This window comes from Nocardiopsis metallicus, from assembly GCF_014201115.1.
Lineage (GTDB): Bacteria > Actinomycetota > Actinomycetes > Streptosporangiales > Streptosporangiaceae > Nocardiopsis > Nocardiopsis metallicus.
The window spans coordinates 5,607,664-5,632,704 of record NZ_JACHDO010000001.1; the positions used below are offsets into that span (position 1 = coordinate 5,607,664).

Genomic DNA, 25,041 nt, shown 5'->3' on the forward strand with positions numbered 1-25,041 from the left:
TAGTTTTCTGGCATGACGACGCACGAGTTCCTGCCGGACACCGCGCGGCAGGCCCCCGGTTCCCCCGCCGACGACTCCGCGCCCTCCGGCCGGGTCGACCCCGCCCCGCCCCCGCACACCACGCGGGTCGACCTGACCGGAAGGACCGCGCTGGTGACCGGGGCGGCCGGCGGGATCGGCCGGGCGTGCGCGCTGCGCCTGTCCGCCGCCGGGGCCGACGTCCGGCTGGCCGACATCGACGGACCCGCCCTCGCCGAACTCGCCGAACAGGGTGTGGGCGAGGCGGTCCAGCTAGACCTGACCGACCTGGACGCGGCCGAGGCGGCGGCCCGGGGCGCGGACATCGTGGTGAACAACGCCGGGGTGCAGACGGTCTCCCCCGTGCAGGACTTCCCTCCGGAGCGTTTCTCCCTCATCCTTCGACTCATGGTCGAATCACCGTTCCGCGTGGTGCGCGGGGCCCTGCCGCACATGTACGAGCGGGGGTGGGGCCGGGTCGTCAACATCTCCTCGGTGCACGGGCTGCGCGCCTCCGCCTACAAGTCGGCGTACGTGGCGGCCAAGCACGGGCTGGAGGGCTTCTCGAAGGTGGTCGCGCTGGAGGGCGCGCCGCACGGGGTGACCTCCAACTGCGTGAACCCCGGCTACGTGCGGACCGCTCTGGTGGAGCGGCAGATCGCGGACCAGGCCGAGGCGCACGGCATCCCCGAGGAGCAGGTGGTGTCGGAGGTGCTGCTGGCCCGCAGCCCGGTGAAGCGGTTGATCGAACCGTACGAGGTCGCCGAGATGGTCGCCTACCTGTGCTCCGACGACGCCTCGTTCGTCAACGGGGCGTCCCTGCCCATCGACGGAGCTTGGAGTTCGAGCTGAACACCACCCCTGACCCCCAGGACACCTCCCCCGAGAGGTCGGGGGCCGAGCAGCAGGCGCTCTTCCTGGAACTGCTGCTGCGCGACGCGCCGGCCGTGGAGTACGAGCGGCCGGTGCTTCGCGCGCGCTCCGGCGGTGCGGACGGCACGACGGTCGCGGCCCTGGAGAACGCCAAGCTGGCCGCGCTTCGGGTGCGAACGGTGCTGCGGGACCGGCAGCGGCGCGAGTCGGAGCTGAGCGCGCTGTTCGAGACCGCCAACGACCTGGCCGGGATGCGCAGCCTGGACCAGGTGCTGCGGGCGATCGTGGAGCGGGCCCGGCACCTGCTGGGGACGGACGTCGCCTATCTGACGCTGAGCGACCCGGAGGCGGGCGACACCTACATGCGGGTGACGTCGGGGTCGGTCTCCGCCACCTTCCAACGGGTGCGGCTGGCGCACGGCAAAGGGCTGGGCGGGCTGGTGGCGAGCACGTCGCTGCCGTACGTGACCGCCAACTACTTCACGGACCCGCGCTTCGAGCACGCCGAGAACATCGACCACGCGGTGCGCGAGGAGGGACTGGTGGCCATCCTGGGCGTGCCGCTGAAGATGAACGGGCGCGGGGTGGGGGTGCTGTTCGCGGCCAACCGGCGGGAGCGCCCCTTCGCGCACTCGGAGGTGGCTCTGCTGTCGTCGCTGGCCACGCACGCGGCGATCGCGATCGACAACGCCAACCTCATCGACGACACCCGCAGGGCCCTGGACGAGCTGCACACCGTCAACGAGCGCCTGCAACGGCACACCGCCTCGGTGGAGCGGTCGGCGGCCGCGCACGACCGGTTCACCGACCTCGTGCTCGGCGGGGGCGGGGTGCGGGAGGTCGCGGCGGCGGTGGCCGAGGTGCTGGGCGGCGCGGTGCGCATCCACGACCGCACCTCGGACGTGTCGCTGACCGCCGTGCCCGACGGCGGGGCGGGCGAGCCCGCGCCCGGCGGGGACCCCCTGACGGAGGGGGACGAAGAACTCGCCGAGGCGGCGCGCTCCTCCCTGGCCAGCGGCCGGGCGGTTGCCGTGGGCGGGGCCTGGGTGGCCGCGGCCGCGGCGGGCGCCGAGCCGCTGGGCACCCTCGTACTGCGCGGGGTGGAGCTGGACAGCACCGACCAGCGGGTCCTGGAGCGGGCCGCGATGGTGACCGCCCTGCTGCTGCTCATCCGCCGTTCGGTGAGCGAGACCGAGCACCGGGTGCGCGGCGACCTGCTCAACGAACTCCTGGAAGTGCCCGCGCGCGATCCGGTATCGCTGCGTCAACGGGCGGCCCTGCTCCACGCCGACCTGGACACCCCGCACGTGCTGGTGGTGGCCGAGGCTCCCGGGGCGGACCCGCAGCGGTTGCGTTCGGCCGCGGCCTTCGCGGCCGAGACCACCGGGGGGCTGGTGGCCACCCGGGGCGGTCGGCTGGTGCTGGCCCTGCCCGGTTCGGACCCCTCGGAGGCGGGGCGCCAGGTGACGGCGGAACTCGCGGCAGCCGCCAACGGGCCGGTGACCGCCGGTCTGGCCGGGCCGACCCGGGGCCCGGAGACCTTCCGGGACTCGTTCACAGAGGCGGCGCGGTGCCTGCAGACGCTGCGGGCCCTGGGCCGGGAGGGGGACTCCGCCACCACCGACGACCTCGGTTTCTCCGGGCTGCTACTGAGCCAGAACCGCGACGTGCCAGGGTTCGTGACCGCCTCCCTGGGGCCGCTGCTGGAGTACGACGCCAAGCGGGGCACCCTGCTGGTGGAGACGCTGCGCGCCTACTTCGCGGCCGGGGGCAACCTGTCCCGCGCCAAGGACGACCTGCACATCCACGTGAACACGGTGGCGCAGCGCCTGGAACGGATCGGTCAGCTGATCGGGGCCGACTGGCAGCACCCCGACCGCGCGCTGGAACTACAGCTCGCCCTCCACCTGCACGGTCTGCTCGACAAGGGCGTGGACCTGCTCGGCGACCAGGGCGGCGGTTGAGGAGAAAAGCGGGGTGTAGTGGTTGTCGTCGGGGAGTTCGAGGGTGCGCACGCGCTCGGGCAGCCCGGCGAGGCGTTCGGGTGTGTACAGGCCGGGGCTCTCGTCCATGAGCCCGCGCGCGGCCCACAGCAGGCGGGCGGGACAGGGAAGCCGGTGGATCGCGCCCAGCGTCTCGGCGTCGGCGAGCACCTGCGCGCCGTCCACCCGGACCGCCTCCTCGGCGCAGGCCGAGCGCAGCCGCGGCCGGGCACCGACCAGGTCGCGCAGCACGTAGTCGTCCACCCAGCGGTTCCAGCGGCCCTTGAAGGCGGGGTGGTCCCGCCAGAACGCGCGGTAGGCGTCGGGGTTCTCGAAGGTCATGCGTAGCCGGGTCATGGCCGGGCCGAGGACGGTGTCGATGTCGGTGTCCGGTGGGACGGGCAGGCCGACCCCGCCGTCGACCAGGACCAGCCCGGCCACGCGGTCGGGGTGGCGGGCGGCCAGGAGGCTCGCCACGAAGGCGCCCATGGAGTGGCCGACGACCACCGTGCGCCGTACCCCGCGGCTGTCGAGTACGGCGACGAGGTCGTCTGTGTGGGCGGCCAGCCCGTGGGGGCCGGGCAGGGTGCCGCTGCGGCCCCGACCGCGCAGGTCCGGGGCGATCAGCGGCGGGCCGCCGCGCTCGGCGAGCTCGGCGGCGGTGCGGGCGAAGGAGAGTCCGTTGGCGGTGATGCCGTGAACGGCCAGGACCGGCGTCCCGGGGCCCGTGCCCCAGGACGTGACGGCCAAGTCGCCCCCGGCGACGGGGGCGGTGCTGTGCCCGTCCCCGCCGGTACGGGAGGGTCGGCTCACGAGGGGTCCGCCTTTCCTGTGTTGTCGGCTCTGGTGCGTTCGGCGCGCCGGTCCCTGACCGCGGCTCCGATCCGGCCCGGCAGGGCCACCAGGCCGCCGGGGAAGAAGAACACCATCAGGACGAAGAGCACGCCCAGGATGAACAGGGGCTGGGAGAGGGGGGCGGCGATCCAGGCGGGCAGGGCGTCGAAGGCACCGCCCAGCTGGAGGAGCCGGTGCTCGGCGTAGGTGTACAGGGCGGCGCCGAGGAAGGGTCCCCAGCGGGTGCCCGCACCGCCCAGGGCCACCATCACCAGGAGGGTGAGGGTGAACTCCGCGGTGGTGATGCCGGGCGTGACCCCGCCGTTGATCAGCAGGTAGGCGACCCCGCCGAGGGAGGCCAGACCGCCGCCGACGGTGAACGCCGCCAGCTTGTAGGGGTAGGGGTTGACGCCCAGCACGGCCACGCGCTGCTCGTTGGCGCGGATGCCCTGCCAGACCCGGCCCACCGGGGAGGCGGCCAGCCACCACACCACGGCCAGGACGATGACGAGGTAGCCGACCGCGACCCAGTAGAGGTTGACGGTGTTGACCACGCCGATGAAGGCGTCCGGGATCGCCGCGGTGTCGAGCGAGCGCCCCTCCTCGCCGCCGGTCCAGCGGCCGGGGTCGCGGGAGATGAGGATGGAGCCGGCCTCGGCGAAGGCGAGCGTGACCATGGCCAGCGCGATTCCGTTGACCCGCAGCGACACCGCGCCGAGGATCAGGGCGAGCAGGGTTCCGCCGACCACCGAGACCAGGGCCGCCCACACCAGGGGCAGTTCCAGCACGGACATCAGGAGCGCCGCCGCGTAGGCGCCGCAGGCGAAGTAGAGGGCGTGCCCGAAGGACAGCAGCCCCACCCGCCCGTAGAGGAGGTCGTAGCTGGTGGCCAGGCCGCCGAAGACCAGGCACAGTGCGAGCAGGTGCAGGGTCGAGGGGCTGTTGAGGGCGTGCTCGAACACCCCGGGGACGCGCAGGGTGGAGAAGGGCAGGGACAGCAGTACCGCCAGGGCCGCGGCGGGCACCGCCCACCAGGGGAGGGAGCGGCGCTTGCGCACGTCGGGGACGACCGGGGTTCCGGTGCCGCCGGAGCTGCCGGGGGCGCCGGGCGCGGTGCGCGCGGCCAGTTCGGTGTCGGTCATCATGCCACCCTCTCCGCGGACTTCTTCGAGGTCAGACCGCCCTGTCTGGTGAGCAGGACCGCGGCGAGGACGGCGACCACGGCGATGTCGCCCAACCCGGCGACCGTGTAGTAGTTGGCGAACTGCTGGATGAGGCCGACCGTCACCGACGCGATCGCGCAGCCGGTGAGCGAGGTGGTCCCGCCGATCACGACCACGATGAACGCGAAGATCAGCAGCGACATCCCCTGGGTGGGGGTGACCACGCCGAAGTAGAGGCCGCCCAGCGCCCCGGCCAGCGCGGCGGCCGCCCCGCCGATCGCGAACACGAGCGTGAACGACTTGCGTACGTCGATGCCCAGGGCGGTGACCATGGCTCGGTCCTGCACCCCGGCGCGGACGATCAGCCCGTAGCGGGTGCGGGAGTTGAACAGCCACAGCGCGACGAACACGGCGACCGCGGCGAGGATGAGCAGGTAGCGGTCCTTGGGGACGTTGACGCCGAGGAGGGGCAGGGTGCCCGAGACGAGTTCCGGGCGGGGAAAGGTGAGCGGGTCCGCGCCCCAGATCGCCTGGATGAGCGCGGGGACGGCCAAGCTCAGGCCGACCGTGGCCAGGATCTGCTCGCGGTGCTTGCCGTACAGGGGACGGATGACGCACAGCTCGACCAGGACGGCGGCCAGGGTTCCGGCGGCCACGCCGAAGACCACCGCCAGGAGGAAGCCCGCCCCGGCCGGTCCGGCTCCGGGCAGATGGTTGGCCGCCCACCAGGTGCCGTAGGCGCCGATGGCCAGGAAGGCGCCGTGGGCGAAGTTGAGGACGTCCATCAGCCCGAAGATGAGGGACAGGCCGGAGGCGATGAGGAAGTACAGGGCGCCCAGGCCGAGCCCGGTGATGATGAGGAGAACGACGGTACTCACGCGGTGTCCACCTGCCTGCCGTCCTGTCTGTCGTGGGGTGGGGGCCCGGTTTCGGCATCTGGCTCCTCGGTGGCCACCCGGGCCACCCCGAGGAGTTCGCGGACGCGGTCGGCGTCGTCGAGGAGTGCGTCGGCGGGGCCGGTGTGCGTGACCCGGCCCGCGTCGATCACCACCGCCTGGTCGGCCACCCGGCGAACGAGGGCGAGGTTCTGCTCCACGAGCAGGACCGGCACGCGCTCGGCGGCGGTGGCGACGGCGTCGGCGACCTCGCGGACGATCCGGGGCGCCAGTCCCTTGGTGGGTTCGTCGACGATGAGGAGCCGGTTGTCGTTGAGCAGCGCCCGGCCGATGGCCAGCATCTGCTGCTGTCCGCCGGAGAGGGTTCCGGCCGGCTGACGGGCGCGTTTGCGCAGTTCGGGGAAGAGGTCGTGGACGAGTTCGTAGCGGGGCCCGCCGGGGCGTGTCCGGTGGGCGCTGCCCGTCGGATACGCCCCGGGGCGGCGTTCGGCGATACGCAGGTTTTCGGCGACGGTGAGGGCGGCGAAGATCCCGCGTTCCTCGGGCACGTAGCCGATGCCCCTGGTGACGATGGCGTGCGTGGGGTGCGCGGTGATGTCCACTCCGTCGAAGGCCACCCGACCGCTGCGCGGCACCAGCCCGAGCAGGGCCTTGACGGTGGTGGTCTTGCCGACGCCGTTGCGGCCCAGCAGGGCGGTCACGCCGCGGCCCGGCACCGTGAAGGACACCCCCTGGAGGATGTGCGAACCCTCGATCCACACGTGCAGGTCGGCCGCCTCCAGCAGCGGCTCGCCCGCGCTCACGCGCCGTCCCCGAGGTAGGCGGCCTGCACGTCGGGGTCGGCCATCGCCGACTCCGGGTCGGTGAGGGCCAGGAGCGCGCCGTGGTGCATGACGGCCAGGCGGTCGGCCATGTCGAGGAGCACCTCCATGTGGTGTTCGACCATGAGGACCGTGCAGCCCTGTTCGCGGTGCACGTCCTGGATGACGGTGGTGAGTTCGCCGACCTCCCCGGCGCTCACCCCGGCCATCGGCTCGTCCAGGAGGATGAGCCGGGGGCCGCGGGCGAGCAGGAGTGCGAGTTCGAGCTTGCGTTTGTCACCGTGGGAGAGGTCCCCGGCGAGGACGTCCGCGCGGTGGGAGAGCCGGACCAGGTCCAGGACCCGGGTGGCCTCGGCCCCGCCGTCGGGGGCGGCCAGGCGCCAGAAGCGGCGGGACTCCCCGGTGCGGGCCTGCACGGCCAGGCCGGCGTTGGCGCCGACGGTGAGGTCGGCGAAGACGCTGGAGGTCTGGAAGGTGCGGCCCATGCCGAGCCGGGCGCGGCGGTAGGGAGCGAACCGGGTGACGTCGGTCCCGGCCAGGGAGACGGTACCGGCGGTGGGTCTGGTCAGTCCGGACACGAGGTTGAACAGGGAGGTCTTTCCTGCTCCGTTGGGGCCGATGAGCGCGACGAACTCGCCTTCGGCGACGGCCATGTCGATGGCGTCGACGATGACGGCGCCGCCCACGAACCAGCTGAGGCCGGCCAGGGCGAGGACCGGAGGGGGTCCGGGTTCGGGTGCGGCCGGGGCGGGTGTGATCCCGGGGGTGGTGTCTGTGTGCACGACTACTCCGTGACCGAGGGCTCGACGTCGGCGGCGGGGACCTCCGCGACGAGTTCGGGGTGGGCGCCGTCGCCCTCGCCGACCAGTTCGACCTGGTACATCGGCTGGATGAGGGCGTGGTCCTCGGCCCGGATGTGCAGTTCGCCCTTGACCCCGTCGAAGGTCCAGCCGCTGAGGGCGTCGATCCGGTCGGCGGTCTGGTCACCGGCCCCGGCGGCGTGCACCGCCATCTGCGCGGCGGTGAACCCGTCGGGGGTGAACAGGTCGACCACGCCGCCTTCGGCCTCGACCCGTTCCTTCATGGCCAGGGCCTCGTCGGTGTCGGCGGCGCCGTCGAAGTAGTGGGAGAGGAAGGAGATGCGATCGCCCGCGGCGCCGAAGATCGGGTAGGAGGGCTTGATGTCCAGCCCGGTGACGACTTCGGTGGAGTCGAGGATGCCCTGCTGGTCCAGGGCCTGCCACATGGCGGAGGCGGTCTCGCCCGCCCAGGCGACGAAGACGAGGTCGGCGTCGGCCCGGTTGACCTGTTCCGCGAAGGGGGTGAGGTCGGTGGTGTCGGGCGGGGCGAGGACGCTGTCCACGTTGGCGCCGCGGTCGCCCAGGACCTCGGTGACGGCGTCGACGTTGTCCTGGCCGAAGGCGTTCTGCTGGGCCAGGACGACCACGTCGGAGCCGTCGGGGTCGTCCATGAACGTGCTCGCGGTGAGGATGTCCTGGTAGGTCTGGCGGCCGGAGCGGAAGGTGTGGCCGTTGATACCGGTGATGGCGTCGGTGGCGGCCGAGCCGGAGATGAACAGGACGTCGTTCTGCTCGGCGAGCGGGGCGACCTGGACGGCGATCCCGGAGGCGGTGGAGCCGGCGATGATCTGGTGGCCGTCGCCGATGAGTTCGCGGGTGGCCGAGACGGCGTTGCTGGGCTCGCCCGCGTCGTCCATGTAGGTGACCTCGACGGGGCGGCCGTCGATCTCCAGGGAGCCGCCGGTGGCGTGGTCCAGCCCGGCCTCGAAGCCCTGCCGGTACTGCTCTCCGTAGGTGGCCAGGGGGCCGGTGGCGGAGTAGACGATGCCGGCCTTGATCGGGCCTTCGCCGTCACCTCCGGCGGCCTCGCCGGGGGTTCCGCAGGCGGTCGTGGCGAGCGCGACCGCGAGGGTTCCCGCGGCCAGGGGGGTCTTGCGCATTTCTTCCTCCAGTCGGCACCCGCCTCTGCTGGGGCACAACCGCCCGTGCTCGGGGGATGGGGGGTGGAGGGGGCGCCAACCCGAAGGTAGAACCGGAGTGACCTGATTCACATGTAGCCGGGGCATACATTCAGTCGCGAATCGGTGTCCCGGCACCCCACGGCCAGCGGTTCGGGGCATGCAGCGGAGCCGGGGATTGACCTCAACATTGGTTGAGGGAGTTGGCTGTGAAGACAGGAACAGAACCCGACGGGGGAGTGACGATGACACAGCCGATTCTGGTCACCGGGGCCACCGGCAACACCGGACGACACGTGGTGGCGGGGCTGCTCGCGGAGGGTTTCCCCGTGCGGGCTCTGACCCGGGACCCCGCACGGGCCGCTCTGCCCGCGGGGGCGGAGGCGGTCCGGGGTGACGTCACCGACCCCGCGGCCGTGGCCGCCGCCGCGAAGGGCGCGGCCGCCGCGTACCTGGTGTGGCCCGGAACCGACGAGGCCGCCGAGGGGGCGGCCGAGGTGGCCGCGGCGCTGGGCGAGCACGTGGGCCGGGTGGTCTACCTGTCCGCCACTGGAGCCGCCGAGGGAAGCGGCGGAGTGTGGGGCGGGGTGGAGCGTGCCGTGCGGGGCGCGGTCCCCGAGTGGACCTTCCTCCGGGTGAGCGGCCTCGCCGTGAACACGCTGGCCTGGGCTGATCAGGTGCGCCGGGGTGTGGTGCGCGCGCCCTTCGGCGGGGCGGCACGCTCGCTGGTGCACGAACGGGACGTGGCCGAGATGGCGGTCCGGGCGCTGGTGGACGGGGGGCACTCGGGCCGCGCCTACGTGGTCACCGGGCCCGAGGTGATCGGCCAGGCCGACCAGGTGCGGGTGATCGGCGAGGAGGTCGGCGTCCCGGCCCGCTGGCAGGAGCAGCCGCTGGACGAGGCCCGGGACGAACTCACCGAGGCGGTCGGCGCGGACTTCGCCGACCAGATCATCACCCACTGGAGCGAGAACATCGACGTCCCCGAAGAGGTCTCCGGAGACGTCGCCCGAGTGCTCGGCCGCCCGGCCCTGACCTTCCGGGAGTGGGCCCGCGACCACCGCGCGGCCTTCCAGCCCGAAGGATGACCCCCTGGATCGGGTTCGTTGCAACGGATACTGGAAACCACCCCCGCCGAAATCGCTACTGGTAGACAAGATCACGGGGACGAGGGCGGGTCAGCAGGGGCCCTGATCGGACCAGGGGCCCCATTCGCCGCCCGCGTTCGGCGGCATCCCCTGGATCCACCAGCGGGCCTCGTAGACGCGGCCCTCGTAGTGGACCTGGTCGCCCTCGTCGTAGACCGTGCGGGGGCTCCAGGCCTGGCCGGAGCAGGCGGCGCCCGGGGCTTCCTCCTGGACTCCGCCGTCTCCAGAGCCCTCGGAGCCCTCGGAGTCCCCGCCGGGTGCGTCCTCCTCCTGTTCCTCCTCGACTTCCTCGGGGCCGGTGGAGACGGTGATCGTGACCGTGCCCTCCTCGGGCAGGATCGCGCCGGGTTCGGGGGCCTGGCCGCTGACCTCGCCCTCGGGGACGGTGTCGTGGGCGGCCTCCGCCACGGAGACGGACAGGCCGAGTCCGACGAGGGCCTCGGCGGCCTCCGTCTGCCCCATCCCGATGAGGCTGGGCACGATGACGCCCTCACTGACATGCAGGGTCACCGCCTCGTCGCGGTCGCCGGTCTCGCCCGCCTCCGGTGCGGAGGAGAGCACGGTGCCCGGGATCTGGTCGGCGGAGTGCTCCTGCACCACCTCGACGTCAGTGAACCCGGCCTCCCGCAGGAGGTTGCGGGCGTCGTTCTCGGTGCCGCCGACCACGTCCGGGACCTCGGCGTGCTGAGGGCCGACGGACAACGAGAGCAGGATCGATTCCCCACCCGCCAGCTCCGTGCCCGCGGCGGGATCGGTCGAGGCCACCTCACCGGGTTCGATGTCGTCGCTGTAGGTGTCCGCGTAGTCGAAGGAGAGGTCGAGCTCCAGGGCGGCCAGTTCCACCTCCGCCATCTCCGGGGAGAACCCGGTGAGGTCGGGGAGTTCGACCGCGTCCTCGGGGGCCAGGGTCCACCCGGCGGCGAGGAGTGCCAGGACCAGGACGCCGGCGGTGACCAGGACGGGGACGCGCCGCCACAGGGGCGGGGCCGCCTTGGTGTCCCGGCCTGGGCCGGCGGAGCCGTGCCCGGCGCCTTGCGCGGTCTGCGCCCCCACCACCGGGATCGGCTGGGTGGCGTCGCCCTCCTCTGACGGCTTGGGCAGCGACCTCAGGACCTGTTCGACCAGGGTCAGGTACTGGCCGGCGTCGCGCGGGCGGTAGCGCGGGTTGGGTTCGGTGGCGTTGGCGACCAGCATGTCCAGGTCCGGTGGCAGGCCGGGCACCACGGACGACGGCCGCAGCGGCTCACCGTCCTCGGCCCGGAGCAAGCCCGTCATCAGGCTGTGCAGCAGCGCCCCGACGGCGTGCACGTCCGTGCGCGGGGTCAGCTCCTCGACCCCGACCAGCCCGAAACCGGTGACCGTCACCCCTCCGTCGTCGTCCATGACCACGTCGTCCGGGGTGAGGCGGCCGTGAACCAGACCCACGCCGTGCGCCTCCCGCAGCGTCGCCAGGACGTCGGCCACGATCGACAGCGCCAGGTGCGGGCTGTAACGCTGCCCCTGCTCACCACCGCCGAGCACCTCGCTGAGGGTCTTGCCCGGGGCCGGTTCGGTGACCATGTACACGTGGCCGCCGTCCCGCCCGTCGCCCAGCACCCGCACGAGGTTGGGTGCGTCGAGGGCGGCCAGGGTCTGGGCCCGGCCCAGGAAGGCGTGCGCGACAGCGGGGTCGGCGGCCAGCTCCGGTTCCAGGAGGGTGACCGTGACGGGCATGTCCGTCACCGTGTCGTGGCCGCTGTACACGGACACCGAGCCGTCGCCGTCGACGCGTTCTCCGAGGAGGACGCGCCCGTGCAGCGTGGTGCCGGGGGAGGGGGCGGGACTGGGGGAATCCATGTGTCGGATTGTACGGCGACCAACCCCCGCATAGGCCCCTCTATCAGGCCAGATGCGGACAGTGAGCTCCTCGGTAGAGACGACTTGCGACGATTCCCGGTCCCTGTTCGGTGAGGCCCCATACCCCAGCACCGCAGACCCCGCCCGGAACCCCGAGGGGACCGGGAGCGCGGGGAGGGGCAGTCGGGAGGGCGGCCGATCAGCGGCTGCCGCCGCCCCCTCCGCCGCCGCCACCGCCGACGGAACCTCCGCCGGAGCCACCGCCGGAGGAGAACCCGCCGCCACCGGAGGACTGCGGTTGCATCCTGCGCCCGCAGTCCTGGTCCCAGCGCCGTCGGTAGACGGGGTCGTAGAAGTAGGGGCGCGGCTGGTGCGTGCGCATCTGGTAGTCGTAGGCCAGCCGGTCCTGTACCTGGCTGGGCAGGCCGACCGCCAGCTCCCAGGAGGGCGATCCGATCACCGAGAGCGGGCCGCCGCGGACGGAGTCCTCGCGTGAGTCCTCCAGCAGCGCGCGCACCCGGCGGCCATTGGCGTTGTAGGGCCCCATCCCCAGGAGCACACCCGAAGCCACGGCGTAGCCGAACAGCAGGAACGCGACATAGACGGCGCCCCGGGCCGGGAAGGAGTCGCCGGCGAAGAGGACGATGACGCCCGCGATCACGCACAGGAGGGGCAGCAACACCCGGCCGAACAGGTAGGTCCCCGAGGTGGGGCACAGGTTCAGCGCGCGCTTCTCCTCGTACAACCGCTTGTTGACGGCCTGTGCCACCGACGGGGTCAGGGAGGTGGTCATCATCTGCAGGTCCGTGCTGGGCGCGCCCGCGAACAGGTCGCGGACCAGGACCTGCTCGGCCGGGGTCAGGCGCGGGTCGTTCGGGTGCACGCGGAGGTGGAAGACCCAGTCGCCCGGGGTGCCCGGGTGCGGCTGCGAGGCGATCAGCCCGCGCTCCTCCAACTGGACCAGCATGATCATGAGGTCCTCGGGACCAAGCGTGCCGGCCGAACTGCGCATGGTGTGCGCGGCGGCCGGGCCCAGGCCGGGCGGGATACGGTCGAAGCCGGCACGGGCCGCGGCGTCGGTGCGCTTCCGGTAGACCGCCATGAGGGCCACCGCGCCCAGCAGGAGGAGCGCGAGGACGGGGACGGTCAGCCCGATGGTCCACATGCGTCGGGTCTCGTGCGAGGAGGCGGAGGTGTCTACCGCGCCCTTGGCCATGGAGACGGCGACGGTCATGCCGTCGGTCGCCGCCAGCCGGGACTGCCCGGCCCGCGCGATCTCGCCCGAGTACTCAGCTTGCTCGCAGGGGCTGTTGCCGTGCTCGGCGCCCTGGTAGCAGGAGACGTCGATGATCCGCGGCGCGGTGACCTGTACCGACACGTCCTCCTTGGGGACGTCCCAGTCGGGACCGACGAAGTCCCAGTAGAACTCGTCGTGGTCGTCCAGGGCCAGCAGGGCGCCCTCCAGCGTGTAGGAGAGCTCGTAGGTGTGCTCTCCCGTGACGTGGGTGTCCTCCAGGCCCTCCAGGCCGACGAGGACGACGTACTCGTCGCCCTCCATCCCGGCGGAGTCCAGCCGGGTCTCGGCCCCGGTCGGGCTGGACACCTCCAGGTCCCGGATCTCGACGACCCGTTCCCGGAACAGGCCCTTGTCCAGGGTCACCGGGATGCTCCGGTAGATGCCGGGGCTGGTGTTGGTGTCGAAGTCGTAGGTGATCGCCTCGACCACGTCCACGGTCCCGTCCGGGTGGACCTCGGCGGTGGTGTGATAGGCGGTGACGCTCTCGTTGAGACGGGCCGACTGGTCTTCGGAGTCACTGGCGTGTGCGGGTGGGGCCAGTAGCGTGACAGGTACCGTGACCAGCGCGCTGACCAGGACTGCCGCGCCGACCAACCCTCCACCCGGGGTTGTCTGGCGCATACCGCGAACCCTACGAGGTACCGGCCGGTATATGTGAGGGGCGGACTGTCCGGATGCGGCCGTTTCCCCGGCTTGAGGCATCATGGTGGCGCACGGAAGCGGGAACGTGGATATGTACGGGAACGGGGAGCGGGCATGGCGGAGCGGATCGAGTGGGTGGCGGCACACGACCACCCGGAACTGACGGCCGACCCGGTGCGTGCGGCGATCGCCCCCTTCGACGGCTCGGTGCGGGCCGCCGCGATCGACCCCGAGCTCGCGGACACGGCGGAGTTCTGCGAGGCCTACGGGCTGACGCTGGAAACCAGCGCGAACTGCGTGGTGCTGTCCGCCAAGCGCGGCGGTGAGGCGACGTACGCGGCGTGCGTGGTGCTGGCCACCGACCGGGCGGACGTCAACGGGGTGCTGCGCAAGCACCTTGGCGCGCGCAAGGCGTCGTTCGCGCCGATGGACGAGGCGACCGGACTGACCGGCATGGAGTACGGCGGCATCACGCCGTTCGGAGTGCCGAAGGGCTGGCCGGTCCTGGTGGACAAGCGGGTGTACGACACCCCGTGGGTGGTGGTGGGCAGCGGCCTGCGCCGCTCCAAGCTGCGGGTCCCGGGGCCGCTTCTGGCCGAGCTGCCGGGCGCTGAGGTGTTGTCTCTGACCAGGCCGCTGGCCGGTTAGGACGGGACGGGCTCAGGTTGGGCGAGTGACGCCTGAGTCGATTTGTCGACAAATACACGTGTGGATAGGGCGCGGGGGAAGGGCTCCGGCGCACCGCCGAAATGACCGCTTCCCCCGCTTTCCCAGCTTTCCCCGCTCATCCGCTGTGGTGCGGGCGGCGCGGCTCAGTCCGCGCAGCAGCCGTGCGAGCCGTGCGCGCTCACCGTGGGCGGGACGTCCAGCGTCGGGTTCCGGTCGAAGAAGCCCACCGGGCGCAGCTTGAAGCCCGTGTAGTCCACCGGCATGATCGGCCAGTCCTCGGGGCGGGGCGCGTGCGTCAGGCCGAAGGTGTGCCAGACGGTCACGTCCTGGCCGTCGATCGCCCGGTCCGCGGCGGTGAACGCGGGCAGGCCCGCCCCGCCGTGGTGCTGGTTGACCAGGTCACCCGCGGGGTAGCGCTCGGTGTCGTCCTGGGCGGTCACCCACAGGTGCCTGGTGGCGAAGGCCGCCCGCGCCGCCACCGAGGACGCGGGGTCGGCGAGCAGCACCGGCTTGCCCTCCGGGTGCAGCGCGTAGGCGACCGGCTGGCCGAGGTGGTTCAGCGACTCGGGGTTGGACACGTGCCACACCCGGTCCACGGAGGCGTCCGCCAGGCGCTGGGCCCCGAGTTCGGAGGTGAGCACGGTGCGTTTGCGGGTGAAGGCGTTTCCGCGCGGGTTGTCCGGACCGAGGGGAACACGCGCCGCGTCGACCTCCTCCACCCGGTGCGTGGTGCCGTCCAGGTTCATGTCCAGGCGGGCGCAGAACAGGTGCTGGTGCAGGGGCGCGCCCAGGCCGGGGGCGACCTCCGAGGCGTACGGGTAGTCGCCGCCGGGGTGGGCCGAGGTGAAGACGATGCCGGTCGCCTTGGCCTCGAACTCGATGGTTCCGTCCAGGTACAGATACCAGAAGAACCCGTAGTCGTAGTTGCCCACGGTGGTGAAGAACGAGATCACCATGCGGCGCTGGCGGCGGGTCTCGGCCGAGCCCGCCCAGAGGTCGGTGTGCTTCCAGAGGACGCCGAAGTCCTCCTCGTGCATGCACACGGCGTTGGGCAGGGTCTTGGGCGCGCCGGACTCGTCTGCGATCACAGCGTCCAGGTAGGTGATGTCGCCGAGGCAGTCGCAGCCGAGCTGGAGGGCGTTGGCGTAACGGCCGACCATGTACTCGCCGGTGTCGAAGTAGTTCTGCCAGGAACGCACCGGAGAGGGGTCGCCGTAGGGGACCACCATCTCGGCGATGGAGGCCCGGTGGATGAGGGGGCGCTCGCGGTTCTGGTCGCGGTCATGGAAGGAGATCTGGTGCAGAACCAACCCCTCGCGAGCGTCGAAGCCGATGCGCAGTGACCAGTTCTCCCAGGTGAGGAGGTTGCCGTCGAGGGTGAAGCCGGGCCCCTCCGGCTGGGTGATCTCGATGGGTTTCTGGGTGGTGCGGTGCGGGCCGACCAGCTCGGGGGCCGTGTAGTTTCCGTTGACCGAGGGCACCGGGACCGGGCCGAAGTCCAGGACGCGGTCCACGGTGTGGTTGGCGACGTCGACGTAGCCGACGAGCCCGTCCACAGGGTGTGCCCAGGGGTGGTCGGCCTCGTGCTCCTGGACGAAGGCGAGCCCGCGCAGAATACGGCGACCGCGTTCCTCGGGGTACTCGTCGTCGTAGACCCCGGCGGACAGCGGCGCCACCCGGACCCGGGCGGGGTCGAGGTCGCGGTCGCGCAGGGCCTTGAGCCAGCGCTCGTCGGCGGTCAGCACACGCTCGACCAGCTCGAACTCCTCGTCGAGGACGGGCAGCTGGCCGTCGGTGAGGGGGTCGAGTTCGCGTTCGGAGTCGACCCGGGCGTGGGTGAGCGAGACGACGAGGTCACGGGAGGGGCCTCCGCCGGTGTCCAGGAGCATGACGCGTACGCGCCGGTCCGGGGCGGTGGCGGACCAGGTGCCGGGAGTGCGGGCGGCATGGGCGATCAGGTCGCGCTTGGCGGGTTCCTCCAGGCCCACGTACACGAACCTGCTCCGGGGCGTGGCGTGCCCGGTGCGGGTGAGGATGTCGCGGGTGGCGGTGATCTCGTCCGGGGTGAGGGCGTCGAGCGGATGTTTCGGATGGGCTGGGTTGCCGGCCATCGTGGTCCTTCGCGGAAGGTGGGCGGGGGCGTCGGTGCGCGGTGTCGCCAGGTCTCCAAGTCGCTGAGTCGGCGAGTCGGTGAGTCGGTGAATTGGCTTCGCGACAAGTCGACACGTCGGCAAGGGGACCTGTCGAGAGGGTGGCTCAGGCCAGATTGGTCCAGACACTCTTGACCTGCGTGAACGCCTCGATGGCGGACCAGCCCATCTCGCGGCCCAGACCGGAGGCCTTCATCCCGCCCCAGGAGGCGGCGGCGTCCAGGAACGGGGGCATGTTGATCCACACCGTGCCCGCGCGAACCCGGGCGGCCAGGCGGTTGGCCACACCGATGTCGCGTGACCACACGACGGCGGCCAGGCCGTAGTCGGTGTCGTTGGCCCGGGCGACGAGTTCGTCGGGGTTGTCGTAGGGGAGAACGGACAGCACCGGGCCGAAGATCTCCTCGCGGGCGATGCGCATGTCGTCGGTGACCCCGGAGAAAACGGCGGGACGGACGAAGTAGCCCTCACCCTCAGCGGGAGCACGGTCGTGCAGGTGGGCGCCGTCGACGTCTCGGCCGATCCGCACGTACTCCTCAGCCTGGTCGCGCTGTTCGGCGGAGACCACCGGGCCGAGGTCGGTGTTCTCGGACAGGCCGTGGCCCAGACGCATCGAGGCGGCCCCGGCGGCGAGCTTGTCCGCGAACTCGTCATGGCGGGCGGCGTCCACGAAGAAGCGGGTGTAGGCGGCGCAGACCTGACCGGAGTTGAGCAGACCGCCCATGAGGTTGCCCCGGACGGCGGCGTCGATGTCGGCGTCGGCCGTGATGATGGACGGCGCCTTTCCGCCGAGTTCGAGGGAGACGTGCTTGAGGTCGTGCCCGGCCCGGGCGGCGATCTCGCGGCCGACCTCGGTGGAGCCCGTGAAGGAGACCTTGGCGACCTTGGGGTGCGCGACCAGGGCCTTGCCGACCCCGGGGCCGCCGGTGACCACGTTGACGACCCCGTCGGGGATGCCCGCGCGGCGGACGAGCTCGGTGAGGCGGAGCGTGGTGAGCGGGGTCTGCTCGGCGGGCTTGACCACCACGGTGTTGCCGGTGGCCAGGGCGGGTGCGAGCTTCCAGACCAGGATCATCAGCGGGAAGTTCCACGGCGTGATGAGCGCGCAGACGCCGAGCGGTTCGCGGCGGGTCCGGTAGTCCACGTCTGGGACGGACAGCGGGGCGGTGACCCCGGTGATCTTGGTGGCCCAGCCGGCGTAGTAGCGCAGGTGCTCGACGGCGTTGGGGACGGAGATCCCGGAGCTGATACCGAGCGGCTGGCCCTGGTCGGTGCTCTCCAGGCGGGCGAAGGAGTCGGCCTCGGCCTCCAGCAGGTCGGCCAGGTCGAGCAGCAGCTTGGCGCGGGCGGCGGGGAGCATCCCGGCCCACTCGGCGGACTCGAAGGCCCGCTCGGCGGCCTCCACAGCGGTGTTCACGTCGGCCGTGGTGGCCTCGGGAACCTCGGTGATCACGGCACCGGTGCCGGGGTCGTACGTGGGGATGGTCCCGGTGCCGGTCCCGGTGGTCCACTCGCCGTCGATGAACATGTCGGTGCGCAGGTCCTTGTGGACGTGGTCTGCCATGGGTACCCCTTCGTCGCTTGGGGGTGACCGTAGTCACGCAGCCGCCGGAGGAGTCGCCATCGCCCGCACGGCCAGTCGCCGTTTCGCGCACACCCTGTTCGGTTCGGAGTGGCGCGGCTAACATTCGGTCAGGTCCTCGGGCGGCGGATCCGGACAGCGGGCGTCGCGGAGGACGCCCATGTCAGAGCCGTAACGTGGGGGAAGGGAGACGGACGTGACCGATGTGCGCTCCATGGACCGGATCGAGGGCTTCGAGGCAGCGGCGTCCGAGGCCTTCGCGCCCCTGCGCATCCGCGCCGAGGGCGGGAGTCCCTTCCACGGCGAGTTCGGCAGCATGCGGGTGGACGAGCTGGTGCTCACCCGGATCCAGGCCGACCCGGTGACGGTGAAGCGGGAGCGCTCGGTGATGAGCTCGACGGATCCGGACCTGATCAAGGTGGCCTGGCACGTCTCCGGCAGGGCGGGGGTGGACCAGGGCGGGCGGCAGTGCCTGCTCAGACCGGGCGACCTGGTCATCTACGAGTCCGGGCGGCCCTACGAACTCCCGTTCTGGGAGTCCTACGACACGACGGTGGTGGGGATCCCCGCGTACCTGTTCGGGGCGCACGCGGACCAGCTCCGCCAACGGGTGGCCATTCCCGTGCCCGCCGAACGCGGCACCGGCGCGCTGCTGACCACGATGCTCCAGGGGGTGGCCGCCGGCACGGGCTCCGATGCCGCCGCCAGCGCGCAGCACCACCTCGCCACAGCACTGGTGTCCCTGGTCTGCGCGGCCTTCGTCGACGCCCTCCCCGAAGAGGCGGAGGACCCCTGGGAACGGATCCAGGCGTACTGCCTGGCCAACCTGTCGGACCCGGGCCTGTCCGTGGAGTCCGTCGCCTCAGCGCACCGCGTCTCCCCGCGCTACCTGCACAAACTGTGCCAAGCCAGAGGGTTCACCCTCGCCCGGTGGATCCGCACCGAAAGACTGTCCCGCATTCGCCGCGACCTCGGCGACCCCCTCCTGGCCGACCGGAGCACATCGGCCGTCGCCGCCCGTTGGGGAGTGCTCGATTCGGGGCACCTGAGCCGGATGCTCAGAGCCGAGTTCGGTGAGACGGCCAGAGAGATCCGGGCCCGCTCCCGGGGGTGAGGGAGGTCGGGTGGGCGGCTCGGCGGACTATCTCGCGGGAGCGCTCCGGGCTGTCGGCGGGCAAGCAGACATCCACAGCGCGCTTCGGTCTTCGAGGCGCGATTTTTCTTACTGTCGGACAGTAGGAATTTCGGAACGTAAGCTCGAGTGAGGGTGCGCCGGTTGGGGAAGCGGCGCAACACGACTGGAAGGTTCCCGATAGCCATGAGGGAAACGAAGAGGAGACGTCGGCGTGCGGTGATGCGTCGCAAGAACCAACTCACCCTGCCTCGGGAGGTCATCGAGGCACTGCACATTCGCGAAGGCGACGAGGTCGAGTTCGAGATCAGCGAGGACGGCCAGGTCGTGCTGCGCGGCATGACCGTGGTGCCCTCGGATCAGGCCTGGTTCTGGGACCGGGAATGGCAGCAGGGCGAGCGGGAGGCCAGCGAGCAGATCGCCGCTGGTCGCACCGAGGGGTTCGAGGACGCGGAGTCGATGTTCGACGCTCTTGAACAGGAGCGCTGAAGACCAGTTGGCCACGTTCGCCACCACCCCCCGATTCAAAGCGGACTTCAAGAAGCTGACCAGGGAGCAGGCCGCGCGTTTTCGTGCGGTGGTCACCGACCAGTTCGCTCCCGACGTGCAGAAGGGGGAGTTCCGGCTCGGGCTACGGGTCAAGGGAGTGCAGGGCGCTCCCGGCGTCTACGAAATGACCTGGGCACCCGACGGTCGGGCCACGTGGGAGTACGGAGACGAGCGCTTCCCCGGCAAGCCGCACGTCATCTGGCGCAGGGTCGGCACTCACTCCATCTTCGCCCCGGGGCCGCTCTGACCCGCTGGGAAACACAGGAAAGCTCCACTCGGACACCGGGTGGAGCTTTCTCATGCGGGCGAGAGGCAGGTCAGCTGGTGGTGCGGCGGAACCTGTACCACTTGGGTTTGGTGCGGTTCATGGGAAAGCCGAGGCCCTCGGTGGTGGCGTCCTCGACATCGCGGAGTTCCCACTGGGTCTTGGGGAAGGCCGCTTCGACCTCGGCCTGGGAGACGCCCTCGACCATGCGGCGGAAGGCGGAGGGGCCGAAGGCGAGCATCAGCAGGGTGGCGCCCGGGTTGGCGAGGGCCGTGACGCCGCGGGCCAGGGCGGCTTGCTGTGCGCCGTCGAGGCCCTGGAAGCAGCCGACGTCGAGGAAGAGGTCGAACTCGCCGAGGTCAGGCGAGAGGTCGGTGGCGTCGCCGACGACGTAGACGGCTTCGGCGGGGCCCTTCTCGCGGGCGGCTTCGATCGCGGCGGGGACGAGGTCGACGCCGGTGGTCTGCCAGCCGTGGTCGACGAGCTCGGGGGTGAACTGTCCACGGCCGCAGCCGATGTCGAGGGCTCGGCCCGGGCTCGGGCGCTCCTTGGACTCGCGGTCGAGCCAGGAGCGGAGCTGGGCTCCCGCGGCGGGACCGTAGCGCTCCCAGGGGGTGAAACCAAGACGGTACATCCGCGCGTAGTTGGTCATGGCTCCACGGTAGATCGGGCTGGTGAGGCCCCCCAGGCGACCCGCCCCAGCCGGGAAAAGCCCTGGTGAGGCGGGAGACTATTTACTGACCGATCGGTCTGTAATACTGTTCACAGAGACCCAACGAGGAGAGGACCGTCACGTGTCCGAAGTACTGGAGAGCTACGCACAGGGGTCGTGGTTCACCCCCGCGGACGAGGGCTCGCCGCTGGCCGACGCGAACACCGGCGAGACCGTCGCGCGGATCTCGAAGCACGGCCCCGACGTCGCGGCGATGATCGAGTACGCGCGTGAGGTCGGCGGCCCGGCAGTACGGGCTCTGACGTTCCACCAGCGGGCGAACATCCTCAAGGAGGTCGCCAAGCACCTCATGGGGTACAAGGACGAGTTCTACGCCCTCTCGTACCGGACCGGCGCGAACAAGCGCGACACCATGGTCGACGTGGACGGCGGCTTCGGCACGCTGTTCAGCTTCTCCAGCAAGGGTCGGCGCGAGCTGCCCAACTCGACGGTCATCCTGGACGGTCCGCTCGAACCGCTGAGCAAGGGCGGCACCTTCGTCGCACAGCACGTCTACACGTCGCGGCCGGGCGTCGCGGTGCAGATCAACGCCTTCAACTTCCCCGTCTGGGGCATGCTGGAGAAGCTCGCGCCGGCCTTCCTCGCGGGGCTTCCGAGCATCGTCAAGCCCGCCGGGCAGACCTCGTACCTGACGGTCGCGGTGGTGAAGCGGATGGTCGAGTCCGGCCTCATGCCCGAGGGGTCGATCCAGCTGTTGGTGGGCAGCCACCGGGGGCTGCTCGACAACCTGGGACCGCAGGACATCGTGGGCTTCACCGGGTCGGCGGCCACGGGCGCGCTGCTGCGCAACCACCCGAACGTGGTCAGCGGCGGGGTCCAGCTGAACGTCGAGGCCGACTCGCTGAACTGCTCGATCCTCGGCCCGGACGTGAAGGCGGAGGACCCCGAGTTCGACCTGTACGTCAAGCAGGTCGTAGCGGAGATGACGGTCAAGGCGGGTCAGAAGTGCACCGCCATCCGCCGGGTCATCGTGCCCTCGTCGATGGCCGAGGCCGTCACCGAGGCCCTCACCGACCGCCTGTCGAAGGTGGTCGTCGGTGCCGCCGACCACCCGGACGCCCGGATGGGCGCGCTGGTCTCCCTGGACCAGCGCGAGGAGGTCCGCAAGGCGGTCAAGGCCCTGCGCACCTCCAGTGAGCTGGTCTTCGGCGACCCGGACGCGGTCGAGGTGCTCGGCGCGGACGCGGAGACCGGCGCGTTCATGTCGCCGATCCTGCTGCGTGCCGAACCCGGCGCGAAGGAGCCGCACGACGTCGAGGCCTTCGGCCCGGTCAGCACGGTCATCACGTACGAGACCGTGGCCGAGGCCGTGGAACTCGCCGCGCGCGGACAGGGCAGCCTGGTCGGCTCGCTGGTCACCAATGACGAGGACGTCGCCCGTGAGGTCGTCCTGGGCGTCGCCCCCTGGCACGGCCGCGTCCTGGTGCTCAACCGGGACGACGCCAAGGAGTCCACCGGCCACGGCTCCCCGCTGCCGGTGCTGGTGCACGGCGGGCCGGGCCGCGCGGGCGGCGGCGAGGAGATGGGCGGTGTGCGCGGCGTCAAGCACCACATGCAGCGCACCGCCGTCCAGGGTTCCCCGGACATGCTCACCGCGATCACCGGCCAGTGGACCACGGGCTCGCGCCGCAGTGTGGGCGACGTGCACCCGTTCCGCAAGGACCTGAGCCAGCTGCGGATCGGCGACACCATCGAGTCGGCCGAGCGCGCGGTGACCCGCGCGGACATCGACCACTTCGCCGAGTTCACCGGTGACACGTTCTACGCGCACACCGACGAGGAGGCCGCCGCCGCCAACCCGCTGTTCGGCGGGATCGTGGCGCACGGCTACCTGGTGGTGTCGCTGGCCGCGGGCCTGTTCGTGGACCCTGCCCCGGGCCCGGTGCTGGCCAACTTCGGCGTGGACCACCTGCGCTTCCTCACCCCGGTGAAGGAGGACGCGGTGATCAAGGTGACGCTGACCGCCAAGCAGATCACCCCGCGCACCAACGCCGAGTACGGCGAGGTCCGCTGGGACGCCGTGGTCACCGACCAGGACGGCGAGGCGGTCGCCACCTACGACGTCCTCACCCTGGTGGCCAAGGGAGCGGAGTAGTCCGGAGCAGACACGCGTACTGATCGACCTGTCGGTCTGTCGACAGGTCGATCAGGCGACATGCGGCGGTGCCCCCGAGAATCCGCCTTCTCGGGGTCGGGGGCACCGCCGTGTCCGCGGCCGATCAGAGACCGGTCGGGCGCATGTGCTCCCCGGCCCAGGCGGCGAAGGAGGTCGTGGGGATCCCCAGGGCGTGCGCGAACTCCGGACGCGCGGGGGTGTCGACCTGGTTCATGTACTCGTGCGCGGCGGCGAGGGGCGCGAACATGCCGGCCGCGAGAGCCTCCTCCGCGCCCATGGACGGGGCGGCCAGTTCGACGCCCAGCGCGCTGGAGAGGACCCCGGCGACCTCGCTCATCGGCAGCCGGTCACCGGACAATTCCAAGGTGACCTGGTGGAAGCGTTCCGGGTCGGTGATCGCGGCCGCCGCGGCCGCTCCGATGTCCTCGACCGCGACCATGGCGAGGACGGTGTCGGGACGGAGGACGGTCAGCATGCGCAGTTCGGGGCCGGGGGTCAGCATGAAACCCTCGGACCGGTCGAAGTTCTCCATGAAGAAGCCCGGGCGCAGCACCGCCCAGTGTTCGAACCCGGCCCCGCGGACCAGTTCCTCGAGCCCGAACTTGGTCTCGTAGTAGTGCTCCACGGCCTTCCAGCGCCCCTCCGCCCAGCCGGGTGCGTCCCGGTGGGTTCCGGCCCCTGAGACGGAGGTGTGCACGAACTGGGACACGCCCGCCTCCTGGGCGGCCCGAACGAGGTTGCTGCCGAAGACCCACTCGGAGTCGCCCTCGATGTTGTTCATGTCGGGCATCTGCACCGAGAACACGGCGCGGACGCCGCGGGCCGCCTCGCGGACGGAGCCGACGTCGTAGAGGTCGCCCTTGACCAGCTCGGCGCCGAGTGCCTCCACCGCCTTGGCGCGCTCGGAGCCGGGATCGCGGACGAGGGCGCGCACGGGGACGCCCAGGGCGAGCAGGGCTCGGGCCGTGGCACCGCCCTGTCGTCCGGTGGCGCCCGTGACGAGTACAGGTGCGGTGTTCTGGTCTGTCGACATATTCTTCCCCTAAACGGAGGGACTCCCCATTTACACTTCGGTACAATATGGGGGCACTCCCCGTTTATGCAAACCCTGAGGTGGTCGACTTGTCCGCAAGCAGTCCGAAGCCCACGCGCGCACCTCATCCGATGCGCGCCGACGCCCGGCGCAACTACGAGCGGATCCTCGCCGCCGCCGAGGCGGTCGTGGCCAGGCACGGGGCCGACGCCTCCTTCGAGGAGATCGCCCGAACCTCCGGTGTGGGATCGGCCACGGTGTACCGCCACTTCCCCACCCGGAGCGCACTGCTCGAAGAGGTCTTCCACGAGCGGGTGGCGGCCCTCGCTGACCGTGCCCGGGTTCTGGCCGACAGCGGTGACGCCCGGACCGTGCTCACCGCGTGGTTGGGGGAGGTCTGCAGCTACCTCACGTCGGCCAATGGCCTGGCCGCCGCCCTGGCCATGACGGACGACACCTTCAAGGACCCGGACACGAGAAGCTGCTTCGCGTCGCTGGCCGACGCGGGCGCGCCGCTCCTGCAGCGCGCCGTCGAGGAGGGGGCGGCCCGTCCCTCAGCTGACATCCGGGACCTTCTGGTCCTGGCCAACGGCATCTCGCTGGCCACGGAGCACCACGAGGACAACGCGGCCGAGGCCCAGCGCCTCCTGCTCCAGTTCACCGAGGGGATCTGGTCACCCGCCCGGAGCTGACGTCCTCCCGTTCCGGGGCTGGTGCCACTGGCATACTGATGGCCCGACACAGTGCCAGCTCCGAGAACACCGCGCCGGCTCCGAGAACACCGCCGGCACTCGGGCAAAGGGGAGACCGTGAGAGAGCGTGACCGGAGCGTGCGGCCCAGGCGCACCACGAAACTGCGGGTGGTCGAGGACTTCGCCGCGCCGCCGGAGCGGGTTTTCGCACTGGTCCAGAGCGAGGCGGGCTTCCTGGACGCCATGCCGCCCGGGGTGGAGGTCCTGCAATGGCCGGAACGCTTCGGCCGGGGCGAGGTCCTGGACCTGCGCTGGGGCGCGGCCGGGGTGTTCCCGGTGCGCTGGACCGCCGTCATCGACGCCTACGAGGAGGGGCGGTCGTTCAGCGACCTCCAGGTGCGCGGTCCGTTCCGCTACTGGCGGCACACCCACACCGTCGAGCCGCACGGTTCCGGTACCCGGCACACGGACCTGGTGGAGATCAGCACGGGCCTGGGCCCGGCGGGCGACCTCGCCGCCGCCGTGGGCGTCCGTGGCGCCTTCGGCCCGAGGCTCGAACGAATGCACGCGGCCCTGGCAGGCGGTCGGACATGAGGCAGCGCCCCGGAGGTGCCGACTCCTCCGGGGCGCTC

The 25,041-nt window shown here is 71.6% G+C and carries 22 protein-coding genes; 10 read left to right on the forward strand and 12 right to left on the reverse strand.

Features of this window, described 5'->3' with window-relative positions:
• Positions 1 to 12: 12 nt before the first annotated feature.
• Complete coding sequence (locus HNR07_RS24585) at positions 13 to 870, forward strand: 3-hydroxybutyrate dehydrogenase (RefSeq protein ID WP_184366987.1); 858 nt, start codon at positions 13 to 15, stop codon at positions 868 to 870.
• Positions 855 to 2,855: a helix-turn-helix domain-containing protein gene (locus tag HNR07_RS24590; protein WP_184366988.1), complete on the forward strand. Its 2,001-nt coding sequence runs from the start codon at positions 855 to 857 to the stop codon at positions 2,853 to 2,855. Before HNR07_RS24585 ends, HNR07_RS24590 begins: the two co-directional genes overlap by 16 nt.
• Here HNR07_RS24590 and HNR07_RS24595 read toward each other — a convergent pair.
• From HNR07_RS24595 to HNR07_RS24620, 6 genes are read right to left on the reverse strand one after another with little or no spacing between them, the layout of a single operon-like run.
• Entirely contained in the window at positions 2,781 to 3,686 is a 906-nt protein-coding gene (locus tag HNR07_RS24595; protein WP_184366989.1) for an alpha/beta hydrolase, read from the reverse strand. The two genes, HNR07_RS24590 and HNR07_RS24595, sit on opposite strands and share 75 nt — an antisense overlap.
• Positions 3,683 to 4,849 carry a branched-chain amino acid ABC transporter permease gene (locus HNR07_RS24600; protein ID WP_184366990.1) on the reverse strand — a complete coding sequence of 389 codons (1,167 nt, stop codon included), beginning with the start codon at positions 4,847 to 4,849 and terminating at the stop codon, positions 3,683 to 3,685. The genes HNR07_RS24595 and HNR07_RS24600 overlap by 4 nt, the downstream gene beginning before the upstream one ends.
• Positions 4,849 to 5,748 carry a branched-chain amino acid ABC transporter permease gene (locus HNR07_RS24605; RefSeq protein ID WP_184366991.1) on the reverse strand — a complete coding sequence of 300 codons (900 nt, stop codon included), beginning with the start codon at positions 5,746 to 5,748 and terminating at the stop codon, positions 4,849 to 4,851. The genes HNR07_RS24600 and HNR07_RS24605 overlap by 1 nt, the downstream gene beginning before the upstream one ends.
• The gene (locus HNR07_RS24610; protein ID WP_184366992.1) at positions 5,745 to 6,569 is read right to left on the reverse strand and encodes an ABC transporter ATP-binding protein; all 825 of its coding nucleotides are present in this window, start codon (positions 6,567 to 6,569) and stop codon (positions 5,745 to 5,747) included. Before HNR07_RS24610 ends, HNR07_RS24605 begins: the two co-directional genes overlap by 4 nt.
• Complete coding sequence (locus tag HNR07_RS24615) at positions 6,566 to 7,369, reverse strand: ABC transporter ATP-binding protein (protein WP_376769942.1); 804 nt, start codon at positions 7,367 to 7,369, stop codon at positions 6,566 to 6,568. Before HNR07_RS24615 ends, HNR07_RS24610 begins: the two co-directional genes overlap by 4 nt.
• A 2-nt stretch (positions 7,370 to 7,371) precedes the next feature.
• Positions 7,372 to 8,547 (reverse strand): substrate-binding domain-containing protein, encoded by a 1,176-nt coding sequence (locus HNR07_RS24620; RefSeq protein WP_184366993.1) that lies wholly within the window; start codon positions 8,545 to 8,547, stop codon positions 7,372 to 7,374.
• A gap of 263 nt (positions 8,548 to 8,810) precedes the next feature.
• On the opposite strand from HNR07_RS24620, the gene HNR07_RS24625 reads away from it, so the two are divergent.
• Entirely contained in the window at positions 8,811 to 9,653 is an 843-nt protein-coding gene (locus tag HNR07_RS24625; RefSeq protein WP_184366994.1) for an SDR family oxidoreductase, read from the forward strand.
• Between the two features lie 90 nt (positions 9,654 to 9,743).
• Here HNR07_RS24625 and HNR07_RS24630 read toward each other — a convergent pair whose 3' ends face one another.
• Together HNR07_RS24630 and HNR07_RS24635 are read right to left on the reverse strand one after the other, a co-directional pair.
• Positions 9,744 to 11,549, reverse strand: a complete 1,806-nt coding sequence (locus HNR07_RS24630; RefSeq protein ID WP_184366995.1) for a PASTA domain-containing protein — start codon at positions 11,547 to 11,549, stop codon at positions 9,744 to 9,746.
• 199 nt (positions 11,550 to 11,748) lie between these two features.
• Positions 11,749 to 13,467: a DUF2207 domain-containing protein gene (locus HNR07_RS24635; RefSeq protein ID WP_184366996.1), complete on the reverse strand. Its 1,719-nt coding sequence runs from the start codon at positions 13,465 to 13,467 to the stop codon at positions 11,749 to 11,751.
• A gap of 135 nt (positions 13,468 to 13,602) precedes the next feature.
• Here HNR07_RS24635 and HNR07_RS24640 point away from each other — a divergent pair, with 135 nt between their 5' ends.
• Positions 13,603 to 14,136, forward strand: a complete 534-nt coding sequence (locus HNR07_RS24640) for a YbaK/EbsC family protein (protein WP_184366997.1) — start codon at positions 13,603 to 13,605, stop codon at positions 14,134 to 14,136.
• 164 nt (positions 14,137 to 14,300) lie between these two features.
• Here the strand turns inward: HNR07_RS24640 and HNR07_RS24645 are convergent, their stop codons facing one another.
• Positions 14,301 to 16,268, reverse strand: a complete 1,968-nt coding sequence (locus HNR07_RS24645; protein ID WP_184366998.1) for a primary-amine oxidase — start codon at positions 16,266 to 16,268, stop codon at positions 14,301 to 14,303.
• 145 nt (positions 16,269 to 16,413) lie between these two features.
• Positions 16,414 to 17,871: an aldehyde dehydrogenase family protein gene (locus tag HNR07_RS24650; protein ID WP_221318919.1), complete on the reverse strand. Its 1,458-nt coding sequence runs from the start codon at positions 17,869 to 17,871 to the stop codon at positions 16,414 to 16,416.
• Between the two features lie 214 nt (positions 17,872 to 18,085).
• On the opposite strand from HNR07_RS24650, the gene HNR07_RS24655 reads away from it, so the two are divergent.
• The 3 genes from HNR07_RS24655 to HNR07_RS24665 all read left to right on the forward strand — a co-directional run bounded on the left by HNR07_RS24655 (position 18,086) and on the right by HNR07_RS24665 (position 19,817).
• Complete coding sequence (locus tag HNR07_RS24655; protein ID WP_184366999.1) at positions 18,086 to 19,003, forward strand: AraC-like ligand-binding domain-containing protein; 918 nt, start codon at positions 18,086 to 18,088, stop codon at positions 19,001 to 19,003.
• A 240-nt stretch (positions 19,004 to 19,243) separates the two neighbouring features.
• Complete coding sequence (locus tag HNR07_RS24660) at positions 19,244 to 19,510, forward strand: AbrB/MazE/SpoVT family DNA-binding domain-containing protein (RefSeq protein ID WP_184372611.1); 267 nt, start codon at positions 19,244 to 19,246, stop codon at positions 19,508 to 19,510.
• 7 nt (positions 19,511 to 19,517) lie between these two features.
• Complete coding sequence (locus HNR07_RS24665; RefSeq protein WP_246420485.1) at positions 19,518 to 19,817, forward strand: hypothetical protein; 300 nt, start codon at positions 19,518 to 19,520, stop codon at positions 19,815 to 19,817.
• Positions 19,818 to 19,887: 70 nt separating this feature from the next.
• On the opposite strand, the gene HNR07_RS24670 is transcribed toward HNR07_RS24665, so the two are convergent.
• A complete protein-coding gene (locus HNR07_RS24670) occupies positions 19,888 to 20,487 on the reverse strand; it encodes a class I SAM-dependent methyltransferase (protein WP_246420486.1) in 600 nt (199 codons plus the stop codon).
• 142 nt (positions 20,488 to 20,629) lie between these two features.
• On the opposite strand from HNR07_RS24670, the gene paaZ reads away from it, so the two are divergent.
• Positions 20,630 to 22,663, forward strand: a complete 2,034-nt coding sequence (gene paaZ / locus HNR07_RS24675) for a phenylacetic acid degradation bifunctional protein PaaZ (protein WP_184367000.1) — start codon at positions 20,630 to 20,632, stop codon at positions 22,661 to 22,663.
• 124 nt (positions 22,664 to 22,787) lie between these two features.
• On the opposite strand, the gene HNR07_RS24680 is transcribed toward paaZ, so the two are convergent.
• Positions 22,788 to 23,717, reverse strand: coding sequence for an NmrA family NAD(P)-binding protein (locus HNR07_RS24680; protein ID WP_184367001.1), 930 nt, complete (start codon positions 23,715 to 23,717; stop codon positions 22,788 to 22,790).
• Between the two features lie 89 nt (positions 23,718 to 23,806).
• On the opposite strand from HNR07_RS24680, the gene HNR07_RS24685 reads away from it, so the two are divergent.
• Both HNR07_RS24685 and HNR07_RS24690 read left to right on the forward strand, forming a co-directional pair.
• The gene (locus HNR07_RS24685; RefSeq protein ID WP_246420487.1) at positions 23,807 to 24,409 is read left to right on the forward strand and encodes a TetR/AcrR family transcriptional regulator; all 603 of its coding nucleotides are present in this window, start codon (positions 23,807 to 23,809) and stop codon (positions 24,407 to 24,409) included.
• Between the two features lie 117 nt (positions 24,410 to 24,526).
• The gene (locus tag HNR07_RS24690; protein WP_184367002.1) at positions 24,527 to 25,003 is read left to right on the forward strand and encodes an SRPBCC family protein; all 477 of its coding nucleotides are present in this window, start codon (positions 24,527 to 24,529) and stop codon (positions 25,001 to 25,003) included.
• Positions 25,004 to 25,041 lie beyond the last annotated feature (38 nt).

What these genes read in the sequence shown, in the direction of transcription:
- HNR07_RS24585 (WP_184366987.1), top strand. Translation starts at nt 13, where the DNA reads ATGACGACGCACGAGTTCCTGCCGGACACCGCGCGGCAGGCCCCCGGT.
- HNR07_RS24600 (WP_184366990.1), bottom strand. Translation starts at nt 4,849, where the DNA reads ATGACCGACACCGAACTGGCCGCGCGCACCGCGCCCGGCGCCCCCGGC.
- HNR07_RS24620 (WP_184366993.1), bottom strand. Translation starts at nt 8,547, where the DNA reads ATGCGCAAGACCCCCCTGGCCGCGGGAACCCTCGCGGTCGCGCTCGCC.
- HNR07_RS24625 (WP_184366994.1), top strand. Translation starts at nt 8,811, where the DNA reads ATGACACAGCCGATTCTGGTCACCGGGGCCACCGGCAACACCGGACGA.
- HNR07_RS24630 (WP_184366995.1), bottom strand. Translation starts at nt 11,549, where the DNA reads ATGGATTCCCCCAGTCCCGCCCCCTCCCCCGGCACCACGCTGCACGGG.
- HNR07_RS24635 (WP_184366996.1), bottom strand. Translation starts at nt 13,467, where the DNA reads ATGCGCCAGACAACCCCGGGTGGAGGGTTGGTCGGCGCGGCAGTCCTG.
- HNR07_RS24640 (WP_184366997.1), top strand. Translation starts at nt 13,603, where the DNA reads ATGGCGGAGCGGATCGAGTGGGTGGCGGCACACGACCACCCGGAACTG.
- HNR07_RS24645 (WP_184366998.1), bottom strand. Translation starts at nt 16,268, where the DNA reads ATGGCCGGCAACCCAGCCCATCCGAAACATCCGCTCGACGCCCTCACC.
- HNR07_RS24650 (WP_221318919.1), bottom strand. Translation starts at nt 17,871, where the DNA reads ATGGCAGACCACGTCCACAAGGACCTGCGCACCGACATGTTCATCGAC.
- HNR07_RS24660 (WP_184372611.1), top strand. Translation starts at nt 19,244, where the DNA reads ATGCGTCGCAAGAACCAACTCACCCTGCCTCGGGAGGTCATCGAGGCA.
- HNR07_RS24670 (WP_246420486.1), bottom strand. Translation starts at nt 20,487, where the DNA reads ATGACCAACTACGCGCGGATGTACCGTCTTGGTTTCACCCCCTGGGAG.
- HNR07_RS24680 (WP_184367001.1), bottom strand. Translation starts at nt 23,717, where the DNA reads ATGTCGACAGACCAGAACACCGCACCTGTACTCGTCACGGGCGCCACC.